The sequence below is a fragment of the Marinobacter antarcticus genome (assembly GCF_900142385.1).
Classification (GTDB): Bacteria; Pseudomonadota; Gammaproteobacteria; order Pseudomonadales; family Oleiphilaceae; genus Marinobacter; species Marinobacter antarcticus.
Genome location: NZ_FRAQ01000001.1, coordinates 689,712 through 708,372, shown reverse-complemented (window position 1 = coordinate 708,372; position 18,661 = coordinate 689,712). Strand labels below are relative to the sequence as shown.

The window sequence follows — 18,661 nt, the reverse complement described above, 5'->3', positions numbered from 1 at the left end:
AATCCGGGGTTTTCTGGTAGTAGCAGGCCCGTAAAACGAGCCTGTACTGTTTGGATCCCTGTTAAAAGGAGCCTTAGATCTTGCCAACCAAATCCAGTGAAGGAGACAGTGTCGCTTCGCCTTCCTTCCACTTGGCGGGGCAAACTTCGCCCGGATGCTTGCGAACGTACTGAGCGGCCTTAACCCTACGCATCAGCTCAGACGCATCACGACCGACGCCTTCTGCGGTGATCTCCACGGCCTGAATGATGCCATCCGGATCGATCAGGAAAGTAGCACGGTCTGCCAGGCCCTGGCCTTCACGCATCACACCAAAGTTGTTGGTAATGCTGCCGTTCTGGTCGCCAACCATGAAGTAGTTGATCTTGCCAATGGTCTCGGAGCTGTCGTGCCATGCTTTGTGGGTGAAGTGGGTGTCTGTGGATACAGAGAATACTTCAACGCCCATCTTCTGAAGCTCTTCGTACTTGTCAGCAACGTCGCCCAACTCGGTAGGGCATACAAAGGTGAAATCAGCCGGGTAGAAGAAGAACACAGACCACTTGCCAATTACGTCTGCCTCGGAGATTTCAACGAACTCGCCCTGCTTGAAAGCGGTTGCGTTAAACGGTTTGATTTCAGAGTTGATGATACCCATCGGATATTCCCCTTGTCGTCTGTGGGTTAGTGTATGACCGTGACTATAATGATCTTGCGTGCTTAACGAAAATTGATTATGCCCAAGTAAGCAATAGCCTAATGCTATTAACACCCTTCATGAGTACATTTTACCTTTGCCAACGTAAATTCAACAAAATCCGAGCAAAGGTAGTGCAATGCCCACAAAACCAATTTTGTTCTACGATGGCCAGTGCCCGTTATGCCGCCGCGAAATTGACCACTACCGCAAGGTGGATCAGCAGGCGCGCGTTGACTGGCAGGATATTTTCGCCAGCGACACTGCCCTGGCGCAGTACCAGCTTAGCCACATCGACGCCATGAAGGTCATTCACGCGGTAGACAGCGCAGGCAATCTGCAATCCGGTGCCCACGCCTTTGTGGTGGTGTGGCAGGAACTGCCCGGCTATCGCCACTTGGCAACCGTGCTGAAAAAACTGCATCTGGTTGGCCTGGTAAATCGAGCCTACCATGTGTTTGCCCGCTTACGCTTTCGTTCGCGCTGCAAGCAGGGCTGTGATTTGCCGCCGCGCTAGCCGGCGCGCCCTGCTTACCACGGCCCTACAACATAGCCGAGTTTTTCCGGAAGCCAGAGTGCAATACCCGGCATCAGCGCCACCAGCAGCAGGCTTACGCTCATCGCGGCAATGAAGATCAACGCCCAGCCTATGGTATGTTCCAGGCGAATATCAGCAATACGTGTTGTAACCATTAGGTTGACTGCCACCGGCGGGGTGAACTGGCCAATGGCGATGTTCATAGCCAGCAGGATGCCGAACCACACCGGGTTCCATTCAAAATGGTTCATCAGCGGCAATACGATGGGGATGAGGATCAGATAGATCGATACCGCATCCAATAGCATGCCTGCAATCAACACAAGCACCATTACCAGGCTCAGCAACACCCAGCTGTTTTCTGAAAGGGATAACAGCGCATCCGCCAGATGCTGAAAGGTGCCCAGTGTGGTTCCTGCCCAGGCAAAAATACCCGCCAGCGCAATAATCAGCATAACCACCCCGGAGGTCACCGCAGCGTCTGTCATCAGTTCAAACAGACTGCGCAAACTCAGGTTGCGGTATACCAGACAGCCCACAAGCACGCCGTAGGCAACTGCAACCACAGCAGCTTCTGTCGGCGTAAACAACCCGGAGCGCAGGCCGCCGAGAATAATCACCGGCGCAAACAATGCCGGCAGTGCCGCTTTGAAACTGGGCCAGAACGGCGGGCGCTCAGTGGTTTCGGGGTTCTCCCAGCCGAACTTGCGGGCGAGATACAGCGCTGGCACCAATAACGACAAGCCCGCCAGAATGCCCGGAAACAACCCGGCCGCAAAAAGCGCCCGCAAATCCACTCCGGGCACCACGATGGAGTACAGAATCAACGCGATAGAAGGCGGTATCAGGATAGCGGTAGACGACGATGCCGCAATCAAAGCGGCAGAAAATGGTTGCGGATAACCCGCCTTACGCATACTGGGCAGCATTACCATAGCCACCGCAGCCGCATCCGCAGGCCCGGAGCCGCTCATACCACCCATAATCAGGCAAACAAGAACGGCCACAACGGTCAGGCTGCCGTGGCGCGGCCCAATAATCGCCTGAGCAAAGCGCACCAGACTGGCGGCCACCCCGGCACGTTCAAAAATAAGGCCGGTGAGAATAAACAACGGTATCGCGATCAGCGGATACTTCGCCACGCTGTTGTAGGTATTGGTGCCGAATGTGGCAAGCATGTCGGGAGACAAGCCGAAGAGAATCCCCACCAACCCGCCGAATCCCAGCGCAATGGCAACCGGAACACCCAGCAGCAACGCCAGCAGGAAACTCCCTATCATCAACAGGTCAGGACTCATGAATGACCTCCGGATCTTTCTTGCCGCGCAGACGGTCAACGAGGTTTTGAGTTATCCGGATAATGATCGCAACCGACAGCATCGGCAGCCAGATGACATAGATCCAGCTTGGCAGCCCCAACCCAGGGGACAAAGACTCCCAGTTGTATTCCTGCATCGCAAACGTACTTCCATACCAGGCAGTTACGCCAAAAACCGCCACGCCCACCAGCCACTGCAGAACAAACAGCCCCTTCAGGGCGGAAGGCGGCAGATAATGCTCGATCAGCTCGATGCGAATGTGCTGGTTATTGCGGGCGGCCACAGCCGCGCCGGCAAAGGTGAGCACAACCAGAAGAAATACCGAGAACTCTTCGGTGAACGCAAAGGAGGCATCTGTGGTATAGCGGACAATCACGTTGCCCAGGCTGATCACACAGATTGCAATCAGCGCCAGAGACGCCAGCCAGGCTTCCGGCCGGAACTTCGGGGGTCGGGAGGGCATGAATACTCCATTTCAGACAGCTACCCTGACACAAAGAGCCCACCGGATCCGACGGGCTCTCTAGCAGGCAATCTGACAGGTACGTTTTACTGCTTGCGGTTGGCAACAGCAGACTGAGCCTGCTTCACCAGATCTTCGCCAATGCGCGGTATCCATTTTTCGTAGACCGGCAGGGTAGCCTTCACAAACGCATCGTGCTGCGCCTGAGTCAACTCGGTCACCGTTACACCGCGATCCTTGATGGCCTGCAGCGTGTCCGCAAGCTCGGCACGGGATTTTTCGATTTCCCACTTACCGGCATCAACAGCGGCCTGCTTCAGGAGCGCCTGGTCTTCAGCATTGAACTGGCCCCATATACGGTTGCTGACGGCAAACACAAGCGGGTCGGCCATGTAATGCCACAGTGTGAGGTGTTCCTGCCCTACCTGATCAATACGCGCCACATCAAAAACCGACAACGGGTTTTCCTGGCCATCGACCGCACCGGTAGTCAGTGCCGGCTTGGCATCCGCCCAGCTCATCTGGGTTGGGTTAGCGCCCAGCTCGCTGAAGGTATCCTGGAACAGAGGCGAGCCTACCACGCGGATTTTCAGGCCTTCCAGATCCGCAGGTTCGCTGATTGCACGCTTGGAGTTGGACAGCTCGCGGAAGCCATTCTCGCCCCAGGCCAGCGGCGTTACGCCACGCTTTTCAATCGCTTCGAACACGGCCTTGCCCGCATCACCCTGGGTGATTGCATCAATGGCGGCGTTATCCGGCATCAAAAATGGCAGGGAAAAAAGGTTCAGTTGCGGAACCTGGGGAGACCAGTTGATGGTAGAACCCACGGCCATATCGATCAGCCCTGAGCGCATGGCAGAAAATTCTTTGGTCTGATCCCCGGAAACCAGCTGGGAATTGCTGTAAATCTTCATGTTAATACGCCCTTCAGAGCGCTCTTTCACCAGTTCAACCCACTTATCCGCAGCTTGCCCCCAGGGAAACGCCGACGGCAGTACGGTAGAAACCGTGTATTCATCTTTGTATTGCGCGTGCGCCACAGAACTAAGCAGCAGTGTAGCCGCAGCAACAGCGATCAATGAGCGGGATTTCAGCATCTTGTTTTCCTTTTTGTTGGTAGGTGTGAGACCACGACTGGGCAAAGGACACGCCGCAGTATTGAGGGAGTATAGGAGGGGGCATTGTTGTGACGCAAAACAAAAAAGCAGTGGCTGAGCATCATTTCTTAACCTCACTGAATTGCTGCCTCATTACAGATCTGTTGTTTTTGTTCGCACGCCGCCACTGCCATCTACAATAAACAGAATATAAAACCGGCAAAGAACAGTGGCAGACATGGAAAGCAACAAGCAAAACGAGCTCAGCAATACCGATGCCGACACCAGCGATGCGCCCAGACCTGCGCTGCTTGAAGCCGTAAACATCCGCAGCATGGCGCTGATTACTCTCACGAGCATCGCCACCCTCTTTTTTATTGACTGGGCACAAGCCGTTCTGCTTCCTTTGGTGGTTGCAGTGATGATCAGTTATGCACTGGACCCGCTGGTATCGACACTTGATCGCCTCCGAATTCCCCGGCCACTGAGCGCGGCTATCGTAATGGTCCTGATGCTCGGCGCTATCGCTGCTGCAAGCATTCCTCTGCAACGCGAAGCTATGGCCATGCTGGACAAAGTTCCTCTGGCTATCAGCGAGTTCCAGCGCAAAGAGGCCAGATCTCCCGATAAAGAAGAGGGCCTCATGGAAAAGGCCCAGGCGGCGGCAAAGAAAATCGAGGAGTCTGCCGCGCAGAGCGAAAGTAGCAGGCATCCGGCGCACGAAGGCGTAACGCCTGTTCGGGTGGTGGATAAACCGATGGACGTTCAGGAATACGTGTTAAAGGGCTCGCCTGCCGCAATCGTGCTTGTGTCTCAGTTTTTCTCGGTGCTGTTACTGGTGTATTTCATACTGGCAGCCGGGTCGCTTTATAAACGCAAAGTTGTGAAAATCTCCGGCCCCTCGTTCGGGCGAATGCGCAAAGCCGCCAGAATCATGAACGAATTCCACCATCAGGTTCGGCGCTTTCTGTTCGTGATGCTAGTCGGCGCTCTGTTTGTAGGCGTGCTGACCTGGCTGGCGTTCCTCGCCCTGGGCGTGGAGCAGGCCATGCTGTGGGGCGTGGTCGCAGGTGTCGCCAGTGCCATTCCTTATCTGGGGCCGTTTCTGGTGCTTGTTGGCACCGGCGTTGCGGCGTTCATCCAGTTTGGTGAATTGAATATGACAATCATTGTGGCCGGTACGTCACTGGTGGTCACCAGCATTCAGGGATATCTGCTGACACCCTGGTTAACCAGCCAGGTTTCAAGCCTCAATGCCGTGGCGATTTTTGTCGGGCTTCTGTTCTGGGGCTGGCTTTGGGGCCCGGTCGGGTTGATCATCGCGACACCGATCCTGATGATCATAAAATCGCTGTGTGACCATGTGGTAAATCTGCGGCCTGTGGGCGAGTTATTAGGCAAGTAATGTCAGTACGAGCCATCACAAATCGTCCCTCCATCAAGACTGCAAGGGGTTTGCTGTTTAACACGTCGGGCAAGGTCTCAAAAAACAGACCACCAGTCTCCTTCGCCAGACTCCACTCGCGGGGGTCCTCGCCTTCTAAAAAGGTGATATCAACGCTGCCCAGCTTCCCGAGCTGCAAGCGAAGATAGCCAATCGCATAAGACGATCGTTTTTTGATGAATTTAACCACCTCTCCACTGCGTACGCTGTTTGAAATCAATGTGATATGTTGTTCCGGGAGGTACGTAAAAATAGGGAAATCAAACGCTGAGGTCTTCTATGGTTCACAAGCTGCGAGTGTTGGGGGGAGTGCTTCTTCCGCTTACCTTCATTATTACGACTGGCTGCGGCCAGGGCAACGCTGGTTCTGCCGCCAGTGCCAAACCATCAGAACAGCTAGCTCCCCCGGAAGAGACTGGTGTCCTGGAGGTGGCTACACGCAACGGCTCCACCACTTACTATCTTGACCGCCATGAAAACCCGGTCGGACCGGAATACAGCTTGATATCACAGTTTGCCGACAGCAAGGGCTGGACAGTTAACTGGACCATGTACGATTCAACCGCTGCCGTTCTGCAGGCGCTGCAATCCGGCAACACCCACATGGCCGCCGCAGGGCTGACACACCTGCCATCACGAAGCGAAAAGTTCACCCGTGGCCCCGCCCACACAGAAATTGTCGAGCAGTTGGTGTGCCACCGGGCAATGCGCCCGATGCCCCGCAAACCCGAAAATATGCCAAACATCAGCATTGCGGTAACAGCCGGCTCCAGCTACGTGGAAACGCTGAATAAGCTTGCCGACGAGCACGAAGGCATCACCTTTATCGAAGACGAAAGTAAAACGACAGAAGTACTGCTTTCCGACGTGGCCAGGCAGGATATTGACTGCACTGTGGCCGATTCCAATATTGTTCAGGTAATGCGCCGTCACTTCCCCCATCTGGAAGTGGCCATGAACCTGACCCAGGGCAACAACCTCGGCTGGTATCTGCCGGCAGGCTCCGAGGAGCTGGCGGGAACGGCGCATGAATGGATGAACAGCACAGAGGGCGACGCAGCCATGGGTTACGTCGAAAGCCGTTATTACGCCTACATTGGCGAGTTCGATTTCGTCGACCTCCGGGCGCTCAATCGCCGCATTGACGAACGCCTTCCGGGTTTTATTACCCGGTTCTCCGAGGCCGAAATCGCCACTGGCATGCCAGCTGATCTGCTGGCCGCATTGGCCTATCAGGAATCCCACTGGGACCCATCCGCCGTGTCGCCCACCGGGGTTCGCGGCATCATGATGCTGACACGGCGTACGGCAGAATCCCTCGGCGTGATGGATCGCCTCGACCCCACAGCCGCCATTGATGGGGGCGCCCGCTACCTGGCAGATCGCCATCGCCGGCTGCCGGATACCATTCCAGAGCCGGATCGCACCTTCCTGGCACTGGCCAGCTACAACATTGGCCGCGGCCACCTTCTGGACGCCCGCCAGCTGGCACGGGAGTTGGGCAAAAACCCGGATTCCTGGGACGATATGAAAGAGGTGCTGCCGCTAAAAGCCGACAAACGCTATTACCCGAGTACCCGCTATGGCTACGCACGTGGCTATGAGCCGGTGCACTATGTGCAGCGCATCCGGAATTATCGCGATGTCATCAGCTCGGCGTTCGACTAGCCTTTCAATAGACTTTACCTACCCCTTCGGGGCGGGTTTTGAAGCGCTTGTGCAGCCATAAATACTGATCAGGCTGTTCACGAATGGTGTCCTCAATGTACCGGTTCCAGACCTCGGTATCCTTATGCTTGTCGACTCCGAAATCGGCCTGTATCGGCGAGAACACCACACGATAGCCGCCATCGGGCATCCGGAGGTGGCTGACGCAAATCACCGAGGCGCCAGATACCTTGGCGATGTAGCTTGGGGAAGTAATACACCCGGTTTCGACACCAAAAAATGGCACGAACAGTTCAGTTTTTCCGCCAAAATCCTGATCGCAGGCAAACCAGATTTCACCGCCCTTTTTCAAAAAAGACACCATTGGCCGCAATTCACGCTTGGTGAACGGCCGGATACCAAAATGGCGACGACGGCCTTTTTCGATCATACGATCAATAACCGGGTTATTGTTGGGTCGGTAGACGTACCCGGGATTTTTCAGGTGACAGGCAACCAGCGGTAACGCGAAATCAAAAATGCTGTAATGACCGCCAATCAACAGCACGCCTTTACCCTTGCTTTGCGCTTCCCTGAGATACTCCAGCCCCTGCACATCGGCAGCTTCGCAATAGGGCGACGTATCGCGCCACCAGGCATGGGTACTCTCCAGAAAGCCGCGGCTGCATGCAATGAAGTTATCCTGCACCAGCTGTTTTCGGGCTTCCTTGTCCAGATCGGGAAAGCAGATGTCCAGGTTGCGGTCAGCAACCCGAGCACGGGATTTGAGTTTGCTACTCAGGAAACAACCCAGCCGCCTTCCCAGCTTCTGCTTGGAAGACATAGGCAAAAATGACAGCAGATATAACGCGAATACCAGCGCCCATGAGGGCCAAAAACGCACATGCCACAGCGGCGATTTATTTTTACTGGAAGATCCGGGCATACATCACTGCCTGCTCAAAAACGGACAATGAGCCTGCCACAGTTCCTGCCAACTTTGTAGTTGCATTTACAAATCAAAAGGTCAATGTGCGTAATCAGAAACCACCTGCGCTGAGGGCGTCAGGTGATTCGTGTTGTCAGGTATAGCATGGGCGCTCAACGTTATTTAGCGGTGTAACCTCCATCTATAACCAACTCACTGCCGGTAACAAATTTAGATTCGTCTGAAGCAAGGTACAGAACACCATAGGCGATATCATCTGGCTCCCCGATATGCCCAATCGGGTGAAGACTGTCGAGATGCTCCCTGAATGCCTTAACTCCCTCAGATGATCTTTTTGCCAGATCTTCTACCAAGGGTGTCCAGATAAAGCCGGGGTGCACTGAATTAACCCTGATATGGTCTTTTGCATAATGCAGAGCATCGTTTTTGCTCATCAGCCGAACGGCACCTTTAGACGCATGATACGGAGGGATATCCCCAGCGCCTATAAGGCCATAAATAGACGACATGTTAATAATACTTCCACCACCAGCCTTCTGCATGTATGGGATCGCATGCTTGGCACAGAGGAAAACACCTTTAACGTTAACGCTTATAACTTTGTCCCATTCCTCTTCGGTTATTTCATGGGTAGGTTTATCCACCCCGGAGATGCCTGCGTTGTTAACGAGAACATCAATCTTGCCAAATTCACGAACAATATCAGCGAAAACGCTTTTGACCTCATCCTCCGCTGTGGTATCCAGGTGCCAGAATTTTGCTGTTCCGCCAAAAGCTGCAATCTCGTCTACAACGTCCTGGCCTTCTTCATCCTTGATATCCACGACGGCAACCTTTGCTCCCTCTTGTGCCAATAGCAGAGAAGTTGCCCGGCCTATGCCTAATACGCCGCCTGTTACTACAGCTACCTTACCCTCTACTCTTTTCACGGTTATCTCCTTTCATCGTGAGTTGCCTAACGCAGACGTTCCGTTGCCGCTGGAGCAACCAGAGGCCGCGGAGGAAACGTAAACCGCAGCAATGCTTTAGGTAGTCAAGTACAGCAACCTGAAGGTGTCAACTACACCGGTGCTCACTCAGGCCGCGCCAATCCAAGATGGCTTCGCAGGGTATGGCCCTGGTATTCGGTACGAAACACCCCGCGACGCTGCAATTCCGGCACCACCTGCTCGACAAAGTCCTCAATACCGGAGGGCAAAGACGGCGGCATCAGATTGAAACCGTCGGCGCCGTCGTTGTTAAACCAGTGCTCCATTTTGTCGGCAACCTGCCCCGGTGTACCCACTATGCTGCAGTGGCCACCACCCGCTGCAAGCCGGCCCAGCAACTGGCGCAGGCTGGGTTGCTCGGTTTCAATAATGCGCAATATGGTGCTGTAACGCCCTTGCGGCCCGCTAAACTCTTCCAGCGGCGGCAGGGGCGGCACCGGCGCATCGAGATCCCAGCCAGAACAGTCCTGATCAATGAACATGGCCAGCTGGCGCAAAGATGCTTCGGAGGGCAACAACTCGTCCAGCTCACGCTGCTTCGCCAACGCCTCCGCTTCGGTTGGTGCCACGTAGGTGACCAAACCAGGCATGATCGGCACCGTAACATCACGCCCGGCCGCTTTGACCCGCCGCTTGATATCGCGGTAGTAGCTTTGAGCCGCCGGCAAGTCGTAAGCCACAGCGTAGATTGCCTCTGCGCATCTGGCCGCCAGCTCCCGGCCCTGCTCCGAGGCTCCTGCCTGAAACAGCACCGGATGCCCTTGCACCGGCCGGGGAACGTTCAACGGGCCATCCACCCGAAAAAACTCTCCCTTGTGGTTAATGGGCCGCACTTTGGCCGGGTCGGCATAGTGGCCCTGGCGATCAAACATCAGGGCGTCATCGGCCCAGGAATCCCACAATCCCAGCACCGCCTGCACAAATTCGTCAGCGCGACGATAGCGCTCGGCATGGCCCGGCATGGCTTCATAACCGTGGTTGCGTGCTTCCACATCGAACATCGAGGTGACCACATTCCAGCCAATACGCCCGCCGGAAATGTGATCCAGTGAGGCCACCAGACGGGCGGCGTGGAACGGTGTGTAAAACGTGCTGGAAACGGTGCTGATGAAGCCGATGTTTTCTGTAGCTCTGCTCATGGCCGCTATGGCCGTAAGTGGCTCCAGATACCACCAGCTGCCGTCGGAGACATTACCCGCCGAGTTGCTATCGGCAAAGAACACTGCGTCCAGCTTGCCGCGTTCGGCGGTTTGCGCCAGACGCTCGTAATAGCGGATATCGCCCAACTGCTCCACAGCCGATTGCGGATGGCGCCAGGCAGCCCGGTGGTGGCCGCAGCCCATCAGGAACAGGTTGATGTGCATCATGCGCTGTTCCGACTGTGAGGCTGCCATCAGTTTTTCACCAAACCGCCGTCCACCACCAGATTCTGCCCGGTGACCGAGCGTGCCCAGGGCGAGGCAAAAAACAGCGTGGCATCGGCAAACTCCGAAGGCGTGGTTACCCTCCGCAACGGCGTGCTGGCAGCGATAAAATCAAATACCGCCTCAGGCGTAGCGGCGGATGCGTCGGTGGTGCGCAGCAGGCCACCGGAGACCATATTTACGGTGATATTATCTGGCCCCAGGTCTTGCGACAGAGTGCGGGTGAGCGACAGCAAAGCCGCTTTGCCTGCGGTGTAATCGTGATAAGGCACCACCGGGTTCTGAAACAGATTCGTTCCCACATTCACAATGCGGCCAAAGCCGGCTTTACGCATGCCATCCAGTGCGGCCTGGGTAGTGTTCAGCGCACCGCCCACCACACCGGCAAACTGCTGGTTCAGATTTTCCCAGGTCAGCTGATCCGCATTTGGGCGGGCATCGCCGTTGAATGAAAAGTCCGGCAAGGCGTTGTTGATCACCGTGGTCACCGGCGTTCCAAAATGCTGTCGTGCCTGGGCAAACATCGCCTGCACTGCCGCGCGATCGGTGACGTCAGCCTGAACCGCGAGCGCACGTACAGGTTCTTCGCTGGCCAGCCTGTGCGCCGCTTCGGCGCTGTTACGGTAGTTGATCACCACGCTGGCGCCTTCGCGCAGAAACGCGCGCACCAAGTGTTCGCCCAAGCCGCGGGCAGCACCGGTTATTAAAACCAGCTGTTGATCAAGACGGACGGATTTGTACATAAACACCTCATAGCTGAGGCGAAGGCATGAAGTGACAGATGCGGCGCTGTATCTGGCGGACGCCTGCGGCTGACATCCCTTCGCCAGTGTGAACTGGATCAGGTTCAACGGGTGTTATCTCAGCCCTGCAAGCAGGACACCCCGTGTCGAATCAAAACCATAACACACCAGATGTGCGGTTATGTAGGCCAAGATACCTGCAATTGACAAGTACTGGCAGACTTCCTACTCTGTCTACAATCCTGGGGGAGCCGGTTAACGGCTGAGATTCCGCATGCAATGCGGTAACCCTTCGAACCTGATCCGGGTAATGCCGGCGAAGGGAAGGAAAGCGCCGCTTTACGCACGCCTGTGTGTGTCTTTCTTCCTTCGCGACTGTCCCGGTGGTAAGCCACTTTTGACGATTGCGTTATCCGCCTCCAGGGCAAGGAAGACACCCGATGTTAAGCTCCTCTACCGCACTTGTGTGGCTGGTTTTATTCGCCGCTCTGTTTGCCATACCTGGCCTGATATACGCCCGCCGAAAACAGGACAAACTGGACGACTTTCTGGTCGCCCGTAACAGCCAGAGCAGTTCCGCCACTCTGCTGACGCTACTGGCCACCACTCTGGGCACCTGGATTCTGTTTGGCCCGGCGCAGGCCGCGACCTGGGGCGGCATTGGTGCTGTTACCGGTTACGCCCTGGGCGCACTGGCGCCACGTCTGATTATGATCCCCCTGGGGAATCGCATTCGCACACTGATGCCCGAAGGCCACACCCTCACCGAGTTTGTGCTCGGCCGCTACGGCCGGGTGATGTACGGTTTCGTGCTGGTCATTATGGTTTTCTATCTGTTTATCAGCCTGACCGCAGGCCTGACCGCCATTGCAAAAATGGTCGCCTTGCTGGCTCCGGTGCCCCTCTGGCTTACCGCCAGTATTGTGATGGCCGCTACCCTGCTCTACACCCTGTACGGCGGGCTGCGGGTGACCATCTTTACCGACCGGGTGCAGATGCTGGTAATCCTGCCCTTTCTGATTCTGCTGATCGGCTTCGGCTGGCAAGCCACAGGTGGTCTGACCCCGGCGCTGCAAGGCTTGCAGGAAAAAGCACCACACCTTCTTGATCCCCTGGACATCAACGGCCTGAAATCCGGCCTCACGTTCTTTATCGCGGTGGTGCTGACCGGGCTGTTTTACCAGGGAACCTGGCAGCGAATCTTCGCCGCCCGCGATAACAAGGTCATCCGCAACGGCTTCATCATTAGCGGCCTGCTGAGCTTCCCCATTATTTTCATCATGGGTCTGTTCGGGCTGGCTTTTGTGGGGCTGGACTTGCCGGGTGATGGTTCGGTAGCCCTGTTCAGCGTGCTGTTGGCGGATGTTCCGCTGTGGTTTGCCATCGGCCTGCTGCCCTTCGGGCTGGCCCTGATTATGAGCAGCGCCGACTCTACCATCAGCGGGCTGACCAGCATTATGGTGGTAGACCTGCGCCGGTTACTGCCAAAACTGAGTAACCATAGCCTGCTGTCGCTGTCGCGCTGGCTGATCGTGCTGCTGTCGGTGCCGGTGCTGTTCGTCGCCGCGCAAGGCTACAGTGTGCTTTACTTGTTCCTGCTGGCAGATCTGTTGTGCTGCGCAGCGGCATTCCCGGTCTTTTTTGGCTTCTACAACGCCCGCTACCAAAGCTACAACGCCGCACTCAGCACCTTCGCCGGCCTGGTTGCCGGGCTTATAGTATTCCCGGCACCGGGCGCACCCACCACGTATTTACTGGAATCTTTCCTGCTGGCAGCACTGGTGCCGATTGCAGTGTCGCTGCTACTGCTGCTTCTGCCCAAAGGAAGGCTCTTCGATTTTTCCATACTGGCGCAGCGAGTACGGAATCTTGAGGGGTAAAACGCAGGCGCTTGCGGGCTTAACGGGGCTTGTAATGTGCAGGGCAATAGCCCCGGTTTGCATCCGGGACTCGTTGGTTGGATATATCCGGTAAATGCTGCCACGCTTTTGATAGCAGAAGAAAATGGTTCAACACTTGAATCGGGATAAGGAAAAGCGCCATGTATAGCAAGATACTCGTGCCCGTCGACCTCGCACACACGGAGAAAATGTCGAAAGCCCTCAACACCGCGATCGACATCGCCAAGCACTATAACGCCACACTCTGCTATATCACAGTCACCAACACTGCGCCCTCTGCCGCGGCACACGATCCGAAAGAGCTGGCGGAAAAACTTAACACCTTTGCGCAAGAACACGGAAAATTACACGGCATTGATACCGACAGCAAAGTGATATCAACTGCAGACACCGCTGTGGAGCTGGAAAACCGGTTGCTGGAAGCCATCAAGGACACAGGTGCAGACCTGGTCATTATGGCTTCCCACCCGCCAGGGATCGGAGACAAGTTGCATTTTCTCCACTCAAATGGCGCAAACATCGTCAAGCACAGCAACGTATCGGTTTTTATCGTGCGTTAGAGCCAAACCGCTTACACGTAGCGTCCGCCGGCACCAATCACAACCACCACAATGCCAATGACCAGGTTGATACCAATCAGCTTGCGGATCTGACCTACCCGGCGGGCACCCTCCTCTGGGTTATTCTCAGCGACGGCATGCTTCAGCCGGCGAAAAGGCGCGAAGTAAACATGGAAGTATAGAAGCACCATAATCAGGCCAAGGGTTTGCATCACGTGAATGTGCCAGCCTGCCCCGGCCATGCCACCAAATACACTGAAAATCATCCAGTAACCGGTCACCAGCAACACCACCACTGCCAACCAGACCCAGCGGAAAAACCGGGACAGAGTCTCATACCAGAGCACTCCGCGCTGGGATGCTTCTACTACCGCAACCACCGCCGGGCGCATCGCCATGTAGGCGAAGAACATACCGCCTACCCAGATAACCGCCGACAACACATGTAACGCAATCGCCAAACTCATAAAAAAGCCTCCCGGCAGGTAAAAAAGTCAAACGTCCAGAACCCATGTTCTACCACAGCAACCCGTCTATCAGACATCACAACGCCTCAAGAGTGAATAGGATAAGATGGCATGAAATCCATCTGGACCCGTTATATACGAATGCCATACGTCCGATGACTCAAAAGGCGCCTTCACCATGATTGATTTACGCAGTGATACCGTTACCCGCCCTACCCGAAAAATGCGCGAAGCCATGGCTACCGCCGAAGTCGGTGACGATGTTTACGGTGACGACCCAACGGTTAACAGCCTGCAGGCCTATGCGGCCGAACGACTGGGCTTTGAGTCTGCCCTGTTTACCACCACCGGCACCCAGGCCAACCTGCTGGCCATCATGAGCCACTGCGGCCGGGGGGACGAATACCTTTGTGGCCAAGCGGCGCACAACTACCGTTATGAAGGCGGTGGCGCTGCTGTTCTGGGAAGTGTGCAACCTCAGCCGATAGAGAACAACCCCGATGGGAGCATCAACCTCGACAAAGCCCGCGCAGCCATTAAACCCGATGACTTCCATTACGCCATGACACGCCTGCTATCGCTGGAAAACACCATTGGCGGCAAGGTGCTCTCACTGGACTACCAGCACCAGGCGCGCGTTTTCTGCGACGAGAACCAATTGCAGCTGCATCTTGATGGCGCCCGGGTATTCAACGCGGCAGTCAAATCCAACTGCGATGTAACCGAGATAACCAAACACTACGACTCTGTAAGCGTTTGCCTTTCGAAAGGCCTGGGTGCCCCGGTGGGGTCCCTGCTACTGGGCTCGAAAGCCTTTATCGAGCGGGCAACTCGCCTGCGTAAAATGGTTGGTGGAGGCATGCGCCAGGCCGGCATACTGGCTGCCGCCGGGCGCATTGCCCTGGAGCAAGGGCCACTCCGGCTGCATGAGGATCATGAAAATGCTGAGTACCTGAGCGCAGGCCTCGCCGAAATGTCACAGATGGAAATCGACCCGGCCAAAACCCAGACCAACATCGTCTACGCTCGATGCCGTGCCGGCCAAGCCATGGCATTGCGCGACTACCTGACCGACCAGGGCATCCTCATCACAGCGGGCGACCCCATCCGGTTTGTAACTCATTTGGATGTAAGCCGTGCCAATGTAGACCAGTTGCTAGACGCCATCCGGCAGTTTTATCAGTCGTGATATTCAATTGCTTTCAGTTGCTCGTAATTGGGGCCATAATGATATTTCAGCGTGATCGACGTCGTAATTTTCATTGATGTCAACGCACGTATCAACAGAGGTAGATACAATGAGTAAAGGACAAGACAAAAAAAAGGACACGAAAAAGCAGCCACTTTTAACTGCAAAAGAAAAAAAAGCGGCCAAGAAATCAAAGAAAAGTGATACTAACGTACTAGGGAATTAAGAAAAAAATCAATAGCATTATTGATGTTTGGTTACTGAGATCAATACGATATATAGCGCCTTACGTGAGGGACGTTTTCAGAGTAGAGCGCAAAACGCCCCTCATGCAATTGGCAGGTATCATTTCTGCTCAGGATTACTGAACCTCAACAGACACTAAAACCTCATTCCGTCTTATCCCAGTTGCTTCGGTAACTCTCTTCACTATACCTACGCACTTCGAAGCTTTGCTCCTTGAGCACCACTGTGTATTCAGCTTCCAGCAGGCAAGCTTTGCTTTGCAGGGTTTTGTTCAGGCGTTTATGGCTACCTGCGGGTCTTGAGAGTTTTCGTCACCACAGTATGAATTAATCGCAACACTGAAAGCATTGTCAAACAAAGATCCCTATGGCAATTTAAATGCCGACGTCACGGATTGCTGCAGGAACTGCAAACCGGATATTCCTTTCATAATGGCAGTGTTCTTTTTTATTTACTGCCCTGTTAAAGCGAGGAAATTGCTATGAACAACGACATCATTGAAGGTAACTGGAAACAACTCAAAGGTAAGGTCCGCGAGAACTGGGGCAAATTGACAGACGACGATGTTGATGAAATAGCCGGCCGTCGCGACCACTTTATTGGCAAAATCCAAGAGAAGTACGGCATGAAAAAAGATGAAGCCGAGAAAGAATGGAAAAAGCTTTCTGACTTCTAGGCTTTTATAGTCGTAATAATATTTAAAAACCGGTGCTTGCTGTCAGGCAGGTGCCGGTTTTCAGGCCACTGCCTATTTCTTGAATTTCGCGGCAGCATCACCAACCGAAGACTTCAAAGTATCCCAGGCAGATTCCACGCCGTCCTTAAGCGACTCCCAAGCGTCGTCACTGGCATCAGAAAGTTCCGACAGCTTTGCCTTACCTTCTTCGATCTTGCTTTCCAGAGACTTGATTTTCTTGTTCATTTCTAGCTGAGTGTTTGCGCTAGCCCCTGAAGCCCTGGCCTTGAGCTTGTCCACCTCCGCCCGCCATTCATCCAACTGAGCCTGTCTCTTCTGCCGATACAGTTCTTTGTCACTCATGATATTTTCCTTCCTATGGTTTGGATTACGCGCCATCAAGAATAGCTACACTAACACTTGCCGTGTGTGTGCGATGTAGTGATGGACCTGACGCTCAATTTCGGAGTCAACCATGTCTTCTGGGCGACGATCGTTTGGGCAGGGCATATTTTGTGTTGTGCCAAACAATCGGCAGATCAACGGACGCTCAGCGTACACATTGCAACCATTTGGACCGAGGTGCACGCAGCTAAGATCCTCTAATGCTGCGTCATGTTCGGCGTCCGTTTTCACCGGCAGGCGTGACATTTCTTCCGAGGACGTAGTTACCGGGCCGCAACAATCGTGACAGCCCGGCACACATTCGAACGACGGAATGCTCTCGCGCAGTCGCGCGATAATATTGCGATTATTACTCATTTATAACTTCCATTTTTCAGGCTGTTTTTAGCCTAAACAAAATCCAGTAAAAAGTAGTCGCTTTTCATTTATAAAGTGATTTTAACATCAAAATATCAATGATTCTGAATTATCGCAACCTCGCTTGAGGTAAGCTGCCTGCAGTGTCCCACCTCAAGCCCCCCAAGGGAAATGTGCCCGACAGAAACCCGATGAAGTGCCAACACTTCGTTTTGAAAAAAGCCAAACATCCGTTTGACTTGATGATACTTGCCTTCAATCAGGGAGAGCCTTGCGGTGTACTCAGAGAGTATCTCTAAACAGGCAGGCTGAGTTGTAATATTTTCATAACCAAAATAAACACCCTCTCGAAACACAACAATATACTCGTCAGTTAATGGCTTAGATAAGGTGACCTCATAGGTTTTTTCGAGCTTTGTCTCGGGCAAACTTATCTTGCGCGACCATGCTCCATCGTTGGTCAACAGAACCAGACCTGTTGTATTCAAGTCCAGGCGCCCAACAATGTGAAGTTCGTTCTTCTGAGGGTGCCGAACAAGATCCACCACGGTAGAATGTTTCAGGTCTTTAGTCGCGCTAACAACCCCCCGTGGTTTATTCAGCATCATATAAACGGGCTTGTTATCTTTTAAGCAATTACCATCCAATACAACATGAGTGAACTCCGTCACTTTTTGCTGAATTGAATACGCTGCATGCCCATCCAAAAAAATCCGTTTTTGAGCAATTAAAAGACGCGTGTCTGAAAGCGAGAAAACACTATTCTGGCTAATGAAACGATCGAGCCGACTTACCTTGGATTTCATAAAATGATTACATCCATCACATGGGGCGCGGCGTCAGGAACATCCCTTGCCTGCACTTGTACGGATATTCACTCGCTGTACCGATCGCAGTAACGCAATGGTTGAGGTATCAGAACAAATTTACCCACATGCTTTTTCATAAGAAACTCCTTTTGAGCTTCAGCAATTTCAGAAAAGGGAAAGGTCTTCGCTAAAACCGGCTGAATTTCACCCTGCTCTATGTATCTTACGATATTTGGAAAAACTGCTTCTCGATCTTTGGCGTGGTCGGCTCTGCCTTCGCTTCCGATGCTTCATTAGTTGCGTCGTTAACTGAAGAGGAATACCAACCAAGTCTCGTATTGATCTCTGTGTTGTTAAGACCTGCGGCCGCTATTCTCCTTGAACATTTCCACCTTGAACCGTTAGATTCAAGCAAAGCCTGACATCCCCGCCTTAAAAGGACAATTTATGGAAATCAAACGCTGGTGTCTTCTGGTTTCCGGCCACGTTCAGGGCGTCTATTACCGTGCATCGACCCAGGCTCGGGCAGTTGAACTGGGCCTTACAGGATATGCCCGCAATCTACCCGACGGACGGGTAGAGGTTGTTGCAGAGGGAACAGAAGACAAGCTGGCTCAGCTCAAGACCTGGTGTGATGATGGCCCCCCTGCCGCGAACGTGGATTCTGTTAACGTTTCAGAGCAAACACCAGCAGGGGGATTTACCGGATTTAGTATTCGGGGCTAAGGAAGAGCCTGTCAGTAGTACAACCCATTTCGCCGG

The 18,661-nt window shown here is 54.0% G+C and carries 21 protein-coding genes and 2 riboswitches; of the genes, 8 read left to right on the top strand and 13 right to left on the bottom strand.

Annotated elements, in window-relative coordinates; genetic code table 11:
• Positions 1-73: 73 nt before the first annotated feature.
• Complete coding sequence (ahpC, locus tag BUA49_RS03365) at positions 74-637, bottom strand: alkyl hydroperoxide reductase subunit C (RefSeq protein WP_072795516.1); 564 nt, start codon at positions 635-637, stop codon at positions 74-76.
• Positions 638-815: 178 nt separating this feature from the next.
• Here ahpC and BUA49_RS03360 point away from each other — a divergent pair, with 178 nt between their 5' ends.
• Positions 816-1,193, top strand: coding sequence for a thiol-disulfide oxidoreductase DCC family protein (locus BUA49_RS03360; protein ID WP_072795515.1), 378 nt, complete (start codon positions 816-818; stop codon positions 1,191-1,193).
• Between the two features lie 14 nt (positions 1,194-1,207).
• Here BUA49_RS03360 and BUA49_RS03355 read toward each other — a convergent pair whose 3' ends face one another.
• The 3 genes from BUA49_RS03355 to BUA49_RS03345 all read right to left on the bottom strand — a co-directional run bounded on the left by BUA49_RS03355 (position 1,208) and on the right by BUA49_RS03345 (position 4,093).
• Positions 1,208-2,512, bottom strand: coding sequence for a TRAP transporter large permease (locus BUA49_RS03355; protein WP_072795514.1), 1,305 nt, complete (start codon positions 2,510-2,512; stop codon positions 1,208-1,210).
• Positions 2,502-2,996, bottom strand: coding sequence for a TRAP transporter small permease (locus BUA49_RS03350; RefSeq protein WP_072795513.1), 495 nt, complete (start codon positions 2,994-2,996; stop codon positions 2,502-2,504). Before BUA49_RS03350 ends, BUA49_RS03355 begins: the two co-directional genes overlap by 11 nt.
• An 86-nt stretch (positions 2,997-3,082) precedes the next feature.
• Positions 3,083-4,093, bottom strand: a complete 1,011-nt coding sequence (locus BUA49_RS03345; protein WP_072795511.1) for a DctP family TRAP transporter solute-binding subunit — start codon at positions 4,091-4,093, stop codon at positions 3,083-3,085.
• 238 nt (positions 4,094-4,331) lie between these two features.
• On the opposite strand from BUA49_RS03345, the gene BUA49_RS03340 reads away from it, so the two are divergent.
• Positions 4,332-5,498 (top strand): AI-2E family transporter, encoded by a 1,167-nt coding sequence (locus tag BUA49_RS03340; RefSeq protein ID WP_072795509.1) that lies wholly within the window; start codon positions 4,332-4,334, stop codon positions 5,496-5,498.
• Between the two features lie 318 nt (positions 5,499-5,816).
• Positions 5,817-7,205 carry a membrane-bound lytic murein transglycosylase MltF gene (mltF, locus tag BUA49_RS03335; protein ID WP_072795507.1) on the top strand — a complete coding sequence of 463 codons (1,389 nt, stop codon included), beginning with the start codon at positions 5,817-5,819 and terminating at the stop codon, positions 7,203-7,205.
• 4 nt (positions 7,206-7,209) lie between these two features.
• Here mltF and BUA49_RS03330 read toward each other — a convergent pair whose 3' ends face one another.
• The 4 genes from BUA49_RS03330 to BUA49_RS03315 form a co-directional block, all read right to left on the bottom strand.
• Positions 7,210-8,130 carry an LpxL/LpxP family acyltransferase gene (locus BUA49_RS03330; protein ID WP_072795505.1) on the bottom strand — a complete coding sequence of 307 codons (921 nt, stop codon included), beginning with the start codon at positions 8,128-8,130 and terminating at the stop codon, positions 7,210-7,212.
• A gap of 161 nt (positions 8,131-8,291) precedes the next feature.
• Positions 8,292-9,062, bottom strand: coding sequence for an SDR family NAD(P)-dependent oxidoreductase (locus BUA49_RS03325; protein WP_072795503.1), 771 nt, complete (start codon positions 9,060-9,062; stop codon positions 8,292-8,294).
• Between the two features lie 143 nt (positions 9,063-9,205).
• Positions 9,206-10,516, bottom strand: coding sequence for an LLM class flavin-dependent oxidoreductase (locus BUA49_RS03320; protein WP_217650395.1), 1,311 nt, complete (start codon positions 10,514-10,516; stop codon positions 9,206-9,208).
• Positions 10,516-11,289, bottom strand: coding sequence for a 3-oxoacyl-ACP reductase (locus tag BUA49_RS03315; RefSeq protein ID WP_072795501.1), 774 nt, complete (start codon positions 11,287-11,289; stop codon positions 10,516-10,518). Before BUA49_RS03315 ends, BUA49_RS03320 begins: the two co-directional genes overlap by 1 nt.
• A gap of 58 nt (positions 11,290-11,347) precedes the next feature.
• A riboswitch (TPP riboswitch) is annotated at positions 11,348-11,443 on the bottom strand.
• An 80-nt stretch (positions 11,444-11,523) separates the two neighbouring features.
• Positions 11,524-11,631: riboswitch (TPP riboswitch) on the top strand.
• 98 nt (positions 11,632-11,729) lie between these two features.
• On the opposite strand from BUA49_RS03315, the gene BUA49_RS03310 reads away from it, so the two are divergent.
• Both BUA49_RS03310 and BUA49_RS03305 read left to right on the top strand, forming a co-directional pair.
• A complete protein-coding gene (locus BUA49_RS03310; protein WP_072795499.1) occupies positions 11,730-13,169 on the top strand; it encodes a sodium:solute symporter family transporter in 1,440 nt (479 codons plus the stop codon).
• A gap of 161 nt (positions 13,170-13,330) precedes the next feature.
• Positions 13,331-13,750, top strand: a complete 420-nt coding sequence (locus BUA49_RS03305) for a universal stress protein (protein WP_072795498.1) — start codon at positions 13,331-13,333, stop codon at positions 13,748-13,750.
• Positions 13,751-13,761: 11 nt separating this feature from the next.
• Here the strand turns inward: BUA49_RS03305 and BUA49_RS03300 are convergent, their stop codons facing one another.
• Positions 13,762-14,217 (bottom strand): CopD family protein, encoded by a 456-nt coding sequence (locus BUA49_RS03300; RefSeq protein WP_072795494.1) that lies wholly within the window; start codon positions 14,215-14,217, stop codon positions 13,762-13,764.
• Between the two features lie 178 nt (positions 14,218-14,395).
• Here BUA49_RS03300 and ltaE point away from each other — a divergent pair, with 178 nt between their 5' ends.
• Positions 14,396-15,406: a low-specificity L-threonine aldolase gene (ltaE, locus tag BUA49_RS03295; protein WP_072795492.1), complete on the top strand. Its 1,011-nt coding sequence runs from the start codon at positions 14,396-14,398 to the stop codon at positions 15,404-15,406.
• 727 nt (positions 15,407-16,133) lie between these two features.
• The gene (locus BUA49_RS03290; protein ID WP_072795490.1) at positions 16,134-16,328 is read left to right on the top strand and encodes a CsbD family protein; all 195 of its coding nucleotides are present in this window, start codon (positions 16,134-16,136) and stop codon (positions 16,326-16,328) included.
• 72 nt (positions 16,329-16,400) lie between these two features.
• Here the strand turns inward: BUA49_RS03290 and BUA49_RS03285 are convergent, their stop codons facing one another.
• The 4 genes from BUA49_RS03285 to BUA49_RS03270 form a co-directional block, all read right to left on the bottom strand.
• Positions 16,401-16,691, bottom strand: a complete 291-nt coding sequence (locus BUA49_RS03285) for a sll1863 family stress response protein (protein WP_072795488.1) — start codon at positions 16,689-16,691, stop codon at positions 16,401-16,403.
• Between the two features lie 45 nt (positions 16,692-16,736).
• Positions 16,737-17,090, bottom strand: a complete 354-nt coding sequence (locus BUA49_RS03280) for a YkgJ family cysteine cluster protein (protein WP_072795486.1) — start codon at positions 17,088-17,090, stop codon at positions 16,737-16,739.
• Positions 17,091-17,185: 95 nt separating this feature from the next.
• On the bottom strand, positions 17,186-17,896 hold the full coding sequence (locus BUA49_RS03275; RefSeq protein ID WP_072795484.1) for a pseudouridine synthase: 711 nt from the start codon (positions 17,894-17,896) through the stop codon (positions 17,186-17,188).
• Positions 17,897-17,964: 68 nt separating this feature from the next.
• Positions 17,965-18,186 carry a zinc-binding dehydrogenase gene (locus BUA49_RS03270; protein ID WP_228704464.1) on the bottom strand — a complete coding sequence of 74 codons (222 nt, stop codon included), beginning with the start codon at positions 18,184-18,186 and terminating at the stop codon, positions 17,965-17,967.
• 160 nt (positions 18,187-18,346) lie between these two features.
• Here BUA49_RS03270 and yccX point away from each other — a divergent pair, with 160 nt between their 5' ends.
• Positions 18,347-18,625: an acylphosphatase gene (gene yccX, locus BUA49_RS03265; protein WP_072795482.1), complete on the top strand. Its 279-nt coding sequence runs from the start codon at positions 18,347-18,349 to the stop codon at positions 18,623-18,625.
• Positions 18,626-18,661: the final 36 nt, after the last annotated feature.